Raw genomic sequence first — 7,800 nt, forward strand, 5'->3', positions numbered from 1 at the left:
GCTGGGTTAGCGGCTTTGTCCGACGAGACCGCGAAGTAGCGATCGGCGCCCATCTCGGCGGCGTAGCGCAAGGTGTCCTCGGTGTTGAGGATGTTGACCGCCAGCATTCGCATCAGCGTGTACGGGTCCTTCTCGCTGCGCACGTGCTTGAGTGCCGAGAGATTGAGAACGTAGTCATATCGGTCCGACGCCTTCATGAAAGCTTCGAACTCGACCTGGCCGATATCGAGCGGAAGCGTTCGGAAGTCCCCTTCGATGTAGCCGTAGGAGCTGCGGATATCGCGAACCAATTCGACAAGGTTGTTTTCGCTGATGTCGATGACGTGGAGTCGGCCGGGCGCACGCTGGAATAGCGCCTTGACCACTGCTTGTCCGATCGATCCGGCTCCGCCGAGGACCAGGAACGATCGATCACGGACGCGTTCCGCTAGCTCGGCTTCATTGCGCTCGAGATCCTGCTCGAACACAGGTTGCTTGCGCCCAATGAGCGACAGAGCCCGGAGCTCCGACTGCGAGGCTCCCATAGTCTGTCGGCTCTTTCGTTGGGTTCGGTCCGGGGTGTGGGTACTTGATCGGGAGTGATCCTCACCGACGAACGCATAGCGGGCTTTTCGTCGTCGGTGCGTCAGAGGCGGAATTCTATCCGCCTAGGCGAGATGGCACCAGCCCGCGAACGCTGCCAAGAAGGACGATCGGTCAGGGTCAGCCGTTGTTCTCGCCCGCCGGTGGAGCGATCTCGATCTGGAAGCTGGCGCCGTCGCCGACGGCGAATCCGTCGCTCAAGACCACCACATCGCCGGCGCGAAAGGTCACGTCTCCGCCTGTTTCAACTGTTACCGCGGCGGCGGTGATCGAACCGGTGGCTTCGATAACGTGGATGCCGCTCAAGCGCTCGTGAGATAGCTGTTCGGAAACGACGATCTCGCTGGTTCCCACCGTCGGGCGGAACATCCACGCGAGTCCCAGTAGCAGAATCAGGCTTGCCGCAAGAGCGAGGCGGGTCGCCATCGGGAATGTCCGTGGGGAAGTCCTGAACCGAAGAACTTCTCCGCGAGAGTTTGCAAGGGCCTGCCCCGTCAGTTCCAGGTGCTCCAGGCACTCGGAACAAGAGCTCAGGTGGTCTGCCAGGCCTTCGCGTTCAGTGGAGGAGAGCCGCTCGGGGTGTACAGCATAGCGCGCCAAGTGTTCGCTTGGCGGATGCCCCTCGCTCGGAAGGGCTTGCGCGAGAAGTCGGTAGGTATCGGTCCAAGTCTGGCAGTCTCTACAGCCGGCCACATGCTTACGGACGTGGTCATCGGCCGGTACCTTGTCCTCTTTGGCCGCAAGGTTCTTGAGCAGGTCGTAACTGGGATGCTCTGCGCTCATTTCTTCTCCGTTTGTGCTTCTCGCAGCGATTCGGTTTTCAGCGCATCGACGATGTCTCGCGTGCGTGCGATGCACCGATGCATTTGTACCCTGAGAGCTCCTTCACTCTTGCCTAGCAGGACGGCGAGCTCGCGGTAGGACTTGTCGCGGGCGAAGTGAAGTTGGATCAGGTTCCGACACGGTTCTCCGAGCCGCGCTAGGGCCGTCTGTGCGATCTCATGCCTTTCCCGATCGAGCGCCGTACCGAGAGGGCTGCGCGAGCCGTCTTTGAACCGCTCGTCGAGCTCGGTCTCACGGTTGCGGGTGACTCGACCTCTCAGCCAGTCGATACAGCGCCGCGCGGTCACGACCTCGACGAAGCCCCAGAAGCGGTCGCCAGCATCGAAACCGGAGCGATTCACCGCCTGCCAGATCTGAGTCATCACTTCCTGTTCAAGGTCCTTCTTGTCGTCCGCCGACATCCGATAGCCACGAAATCCGACGATCCGCCGAACCCGATCACGAACCGCCTTGACGCCTTCGCTCGAACCGCGCCGAAAGGCCTCGCCCACCAGGGCTCCTGAGTCATGGTCCATGCGACGGTGGTCCGAGACGTTTCGGTGGCTCACGTCTCGCTCAATAACCTCAATCGATGCTCATCTAGCTGCGTTACAGGTTCCACCAGCTTATCCGATGGCGAAGAGGGCTTGACTCTGCGCCGCATACCCCCTACAATTTGCTAGCAGCCCAGGGCGGTGAGTGCCAATTCCCGCTCTCACAGTTGCGAGTAAGTCCAGTTTAATCAGTCGTTTACGACGGGTAACAAGGAGGAAAGAATTATGGCAGTGAACATTCGTCCATTGCACGACCGCGTCCTGGTCAAGCGGCTCGAGTCGCAAGAGGAGCAGGTGCGCGGCGGCATCATTATCCCCGATACCGCCAAGGAAAAGCCCCAGGAGGCCGAGGTCGTGGCCGTGGGCCCGGGCAAAGTCCAGGACAGCGGTGAGCGCCAGGCCATGGACGTCAAGGCCGGCGATCGCATCCTGATCGGCAAGTACTCCGGTTCGGAGATCAAGATCGACGACGAGGACTACGTGATCCTGCGCGAGGACGAGATTCTCGCGGTTGTGGGCTGAGCGCCCGCGGATTGAAACTGAAGATCCTAGGAGGATAGACACAGAAAATGGCAAAACAGATTACTTATTCCGAGGATGCGCGTCGCGCCATCCTCAGCGGCGTCAACAAGCTGGCTGACGCCGTCAGGGTCACGTTGGGTCCCAAGGGACGCAACGTCGTCATCGAAAAGAAATTCGGCTCGCCCACGATCACCAAGGACGGTGTCACCGTCGCCAAGGAGATCGAGCTCGGCGATCCGATCGAGAACATGGGCGCGCAGATGGTGCGCGAGGTCGCCTCGAAGACGTCGGACGTGGCCGGTGACGGCACCACCACGGCGACCGTTCTGGCCCAGGCGATCTTCCGCGAAGGCTCGAAGAACGTCACCGCCGGTGCCAACCCGATGGAGCTGAAGCGCGGCATCGAGCAGGCCGTGGAGGCTGCGATCAAGACGATCGACGAGATGTCGAGGCCGGTCTCGGGCGCTGAGATCGCCCACGTCGGTACGATCTCGGCCAACAACGACCCCGAGATCGGCGGCATCATCGCCGAGGCGATGGAGAAGGTCGGCAAAGACGGCGTCATCACCGTCGAAGAAGCTCGCGGCATGGACACCATGCTCGAGGTCGTCGAAGGCATGCAGTTCGATCGTGGCTACCTCTCGCCCTACTTCGTTTCCGACCCCGAGCGCATGGAGGCCGTGCTGGAGGACGCCAAGATCCTGCTCCATGAGAAGAAGATCAGCTCGATGAAGGATCTTCTGCCGATTCTCGAGCAGACCGCCAAGCAGGGCAAGCCCCTCCTCATCATTGCCGAGGATATCGAGGGCGAGGCCCTGGCGACACTCGTCGTCAACAAGCTGCGCGGCACGCTCAACGTGGCCGCCGTCAAGGCGCCCGGTTTCGGTGACCGCAGGAAGGCCATGCTCGAGGACATCGCGATCCTCTCCGGCGGCCGGGTCATCACCGAGGATCTCGGCATCAAGCTCGAGAACGTCCAGTGGGATGATCTCGGCGACGCCAAGAAGGTCGTCATCACCAAGGACGAGACCACTCTGGTCACGGACTCCGAGGACACCAAGCGTCGCGACGCGATCGCCGGCCGGGTCAAGCAGATCCGCAACCAGCGCGGCGAGACGACCTCCGACTGCGACCGCGAGAAGCGCCAGGAGCGCCTGGCGAAGCTGGTTGGTGGTGTCGCCGTGATCAAGGTCGGTGCCGCGACCGAGACCGAGATGAAGGAGAAGAAGGCTCGGGTCGAGGATGCGATGCACGCCACCAAGGCGGCCGTCGAAGAGGGCATCGTGCCCGGCGGCGGGATTACGTTTCTGCGGGCGATCGAAGCGGTCGACGGCGTCAAGGTCGAAGGCGACCTCCAGGTGGGTGTCGACATCGTCCGTCGTGCGCTCGAGGAGCCGACTCGTCAGATCGCCAACAACGCCGGCCAGGAAGGCTCGGTGGTGGTCAAGGAGCTGTTCTCGACCAAGGGCGCGACCGGCTACAACGCTCAGACCAATGAGTACGAGGACCTGGTCAAGGCCGGTGTCATCGATCCGGCCAAGGTCACCAAGACCGCGCTTCTCAACGCCTCTTCGATCGCGGGCTTGATGCTCACGACCGAGGCTCTGGTCTCCGAGATCAAGGAGAAGGAAGAGGGCGGCGAGGGCGGCATGCCTCCTGGAGGCATGGGCGGCATGGGTGGCATGGGCGGAATGTACTAAATCCCGCTCAGAAAGTAAGCTTTCGAACGGCCCGGGACAACCCGGGCCGTTTTTTATTTCGTGAACAGGAAATTCGCCGACGGCGGCGTCCCGGAACCGGACAGCCAGCCAGTCACCTCGGTTCGGTCGAGTGATCGCCTTGCCGGCCGTGCTTCGTGGGCACTGAAACCATGCTTCCAGAACAGTTCGAACGTCTCGAGAAAGTGCGGATTCCCAGCGGCTGAGCGGGGCCGGTCCAGATATGTCTCGACCATCCAGACCGAGGGTGCGGCCCGCTGCAGGGTCTCGCGGGCACCCTCGAGGACGCCTAGCTCGGCCCCTTCCACGTCGATCTTCACGAGCAGCCGGCGGTCGGCGAAGCGATCTCCGAGGAGCAAGTCCAGAGTGCTCGTGCTGACGGTCTCCACATAGGGCGAGTCGACACCCTTCCAGTCGCGCGTCGTGGAAACACCTCCGCCCACGCCCCAGAACTCGGCCTCGCCGGCCTCATGTGCCAGTCCCAACGAGCAGACCTCGACGTCGGTGAAGCCATTGCGTTTCAGGTTCGCTCCCAGGTAGCGGAGGTTGGCGGAATTGGGTTCCACGGCGACGACTTCGACGCCGCGGGTTCGAGCAAGCAGAGTGTAGTAGCCGACGTTCGCGCCGATGTCGACGAACACATCCACGGTCTCCATGAGAGACGCGAGGAGCTCGACTTCCTCGGCTTCGAAAGCGTCCGACGCTACCTCTCGGTTTCCGGAGATCTCGAAACCCCGCGCCGTGGCCGTGTAGCAGCGCGTTCTGAACCGGGACTCGTCACGCAGTCTCCGATAGGCTGTGGCCAACCAGGGAAAGCGATTGAGCCAACGGATGGTAGCCATTTTGAAAGTTCGGGGCGCAAGCCGGAAGAGTCGACAGTCGGCAAGCTAGCACACGACCCTCGGGGATCGGGCGGCGTGATTCGGTACATCTTCAGCATCAACCCCGGTCGAGCGGGCTCGCATTATCTGAGCCTCCTGTTGTCCGAGGCGAGGGGCTGCGTATCGATGCATGAGCCCGAGCCGGTGATGAACGGTTGCGCAATGCGCAGATACCTGCGCGGCGATGAAGCGCTTCTAAGATCGATACTTCCGGAGAAGGTCGCCGCGATCGAACGCAGCCGGGGCTCCAGCACCGTCTACGCCGAATCGAATCACTGCTTCATCAAGGGCTTCGGCTGGCTGCTTCCCGAACTGTTGCCTCGGGAGAAGATGGCGCTTGTCGTGCTACGACGCGATCGGGAGGCCTTGAAGAGGAGTTTTCAGAGGATCCTCTCGAGTCCGTTCTTGAGGTCCGGCGACGACTGGATCATCACGCCGCTGGCGAGGCCTCGTCAGGTCCCGCTACCTCTGGCCTTCCGCCCGGCGCTGATTCGGTTCCACGTCTATCGTGCGCTGGCGCGCACCGTCGCGAGGCCGGGCGTCATGGCGATCATGAGTCGTGGTCGTCGAAAGATGCCGGCCTTCATGCGCCGCTACGAGAGCGCTCTTCTGGACTGGTATTTTGACGAGGTCGAGGCGCGCACGCGCCGGTACAGAGAGAGCTTCCCGGAGATCAGGATGGTCGAGGTCGATCTCCGGCAGCTCAACACTTCGACAGGTGCTCGAAGACTGTTTCGGGAGCTGGACCTAGAGCCGGAGGCCGGGTTCGAGACACTCGTGGGCCGGGCCACGAACCAGAAGGCCTCGCTCTAGAACAGCGTGTAGATGAACGGTGCGACGCCGCTGCCGCCGACGATCAGGAGCACGCCGACCAGCAGCAGGACCGTGAGGATAGGGATCATCCACCACTTCTTGTTCTCCATCAGGAAGTGGCCGAACTCCTTGAGGAAGCTCTGGCGGCCGGCTGAGGCCTCGCGATGAAAATCGGAAGAAGAGTGCTTGCTCGGCATGGCTTGGTCCCCGTCAGGCGTGATTCTAGCTCAGAAAGTGTCGTTCGGGCGGCTCTAGAATTGCTGGAAATATCTACCGACGCCACGGCTCTGCCTGCGCGCGATCCAGTAGGTCGTAGACGACGGATCGAAGCCGCGGTGCAGGGGATCTCGGCCGATCAGCCGGAAGATCAGGCCGATCGGCGTGATCATCAAATAGTAAACGAGGGCCAGCGCGATGGTCCCGACAACGATGCCGATGGGAAAGGCCACGACCGAAAGAGCAATGAACAGGGGCTTGATCGCGATCGGAACCGCAAGCCCGAGCAGGCCCGCGATCGGGCCGCCGATCCACAGTCCCTGGGACCAGGGGTTAGGGCCGAGCTTCCACCACAGGAGTCCGCCAACCACGGCCGTCGCAGCAATCAGGGCGACGGAGAACTGGCGCAACTCCTTCTTGTTCGGATTCAGGTTCAGGTCGATCATCAAAGTCTCCGCTCGAAGGGTCTAGTCCAGATCGAAGCTCTCGATGTACTTCTGCTGCTCTTGCCGGCTCAGGAGCTCGGGCTGTTCCTCTTTGAGAAGCAGGAAGTTCTCGAGCACAAGCACGTCCATGTTGGTGGCCATGAAGCAGCGGTAGGCGTCTTCGGGAGTGCACACGATCGGCTCGCCCCGGATATTGAAGCTCGTGTTGATCGCGACCGGGCAGCCGGTGAGCTCGTGGAACCGCTCGAGGATCGGCCGAAAAGGGCCTTTGCGCTCGGCGTCGACGGTCTGCACGCGAGCCGAGTTGTCGACGTGGGTGATCGCCGGAATCGTGGAGCGGGCGACCTTGAGCTTGTCCAGGCCTTGAGCCTGGACCGCTTCCCCGTCGAGCGGCAGGCGCTTGTCGTCGCGGACGTCGGCCACCAGCAGCATGTAGGGACTCTCCTGGCCGGGCTCGAACTCGAAGTACTCGTGATTGTGCTCGGACAGAACGATCGGCGCAAACGGCCGGAACGACTCGCGAAACTTGATCTTGACATTCATGGTGAGTTGCATCTTGCGGCTGCGGGCGTCCCCGATGATCGAGCGGGCTCCCAACGCCCGGGGTCCGAACTCCATTCGCCCGGCGAACCAGCCGACGACTTTCTCGCCGGCCATGAGGCGCGCGGCCTCGTCGACGAGCTCGCCGTGATTCTCGAACTCGCGGTAGACACCGCCAACCTCGTCCAGGTGGCCGCGAATCCGGTCCGCCGAGAACGACGGTCCCAGCAGGGAGGCCTGTTGACCGTCCGGGACGCCCGGCCTGCGGGGGTTGTCGAGCAGCTGATACCAGACGAACTGGGCGGCGCCGAGAGCGCCGCCGGCGTCGCCGGCGGCCGGCTGAATCCAGATGTTCTCGAACGGGCCTTCGCGCAGGAGTTTGCCATTGGCGACGCAGTTCAGGGCGACACCTCCGGCGAGCACCAGATTCTTCTCCCCGGTCTCCCGGTGAAGGTGGCGGCCCATGCGCAGCACGATCTCTTCGGTCACGACCTGCACCGAGGCCGCGAGATCCATCTCGCGTTGGGTAAGCTCCGCTTCCGGCTTTCGGGGCGCCCCGCCGAAGAGATCGTGGAACTTGGGCGAGGTCATGGTGAGACCCTGGCAGTAGTTGAAGTAGGACATGTCCATGCGGAAGGAACCGTCTTCCTTGAGGTCGAGAAGCTTGTCCAGGATCTCCTGGGTGTACTTCGGCTCGCCGTAGGGA

The 7,800-nt window shown here is 62.4% G+C and carries 9 protein-coding genes; 3 read left to right on the forward strand and 6 right to left on the reverse strand.

Features of this window, described 5'->3' with window-relative positions:
- The 3 genes from GY769_04290 to GY769_04300 form a co-directional block, all read right to left on the reverse strand.
- The coding region (locus tag GY769_04290) for a polysaccharide biosynthesis protein (GenBank protein MCP4201134.1) at positions 1-524 on the reverse strand (524 nt) is incomplete at its 3' end.
- 178 nt (positions 525-702) lie between these two features.
- Positions 703-1,008, reverse strand: a complete 306-nt coding sequence (locus tag GY769_04295) for a hypothetical protein (GenBank protein MCP4201135.1) — start codon at positions 1,006-1,008, stop codon at positions 703-705.
- A gap of 353 nt (positions 1,009-1,361) precedes the next feature.
- Positions 1,362-1,973 (reverse strand): sigma-70 family RNA polymerase sigma factor, encoded by a 612-nt coding sequence (locus GY769_04300; GenBank protein MCP4201136.1) that lies wholly within the window; start codon positions 1,971-1,973, stop codon positions 1,362-1,364.
- A gap of 216 nt (positions 1,974-2,189) precedes the next feature.
- Here GY769_04300 and GY769_04305 point away from each other — a divergent pair, with 216 nt between their 5' ends.
- Entirely contained in the window at positions 2,190-2,480 is a 291-nt protein-coding gene (locus GY769_04305) for a co-chaperone GroES (protein MCP4201137.1), read from the forward strand.
- 47 nt (positions 2,481-2,527) lie between these two features.
- Complete coding sequence (gene groL, locus GY769_04310; protein ID MCP4201138.1) at positions 2,528-4,180, forward strand: chaperonin GroEL; 1,653 nt, start codon at positions 2,528-2,530, stop codon at positions 4,178-4,180.
- A 53-nt stretch (positions 4,181-4,233) separates the two neighbouring features.
- Here the strand turns inward: groL and GY769_04315 are convergent, their stop codons facing one another.
- The gene (locus tag GY769_04315; protein ID MCP4201139.1) at positions 4,234-5,040 is read right to left on the reverse strand and encodes an FkbM family methyltransferase; all 807 of its coding nucleotides are present in this window, start codon (positions 5,038-5,040) and stop codon (positions 4,234-4,236) included.
- Positions 5,041-5,115: 75 nt separating this feature from the next.
- On the opposite strand from GY769_04315, the gene GY769_04320 reads away from it, so the two are divergent.
- Positions 5,116-5,892 (forward strand): hypothetical protein, encoded by a 777-nt coding sequence (locus GY769_04320; GenBank protein ID MCP4201140.1) that lies wholly within the window; start codon positions 5,116-5,118, stop codon positions 5,890-5,892.
- Between the two features lie 251 nt (positions 5,893-6,143).
- Here the strand turns inward: GY769_04320 and GY769_04325 are convergent, their stop codons facing one another.
- Both GY769_04325 and GY769_04330 read right to left on the reverse strand, forming a co-directional pair.
- A complete protein-coding gene (locus GY769_04325; protein ID MCP4201141.1) occupies positions 6,144-6,554 on the reverse strand; it encodes a hypothetical protein in 411 nt (136 codons plus the stop codon).
- Positions 6,555-6,575: 21 nt separating this feature from the next.
- A partial coding sequence (locus GY769_04330; protein ID MCP4201142.1) for a hypothetical protein occupies positions 6,576-7,800 on the reverse strand: 1,225 nt, incomplete at its 5' end.

The organism is bacterium (genome assembly GCA_024224155.1).
Classification (GTDB): Bacteria; Acidobacteriota; Thermoanaerobaculia; order Multivoradales; family JAHEKO01; genus CALZIK01.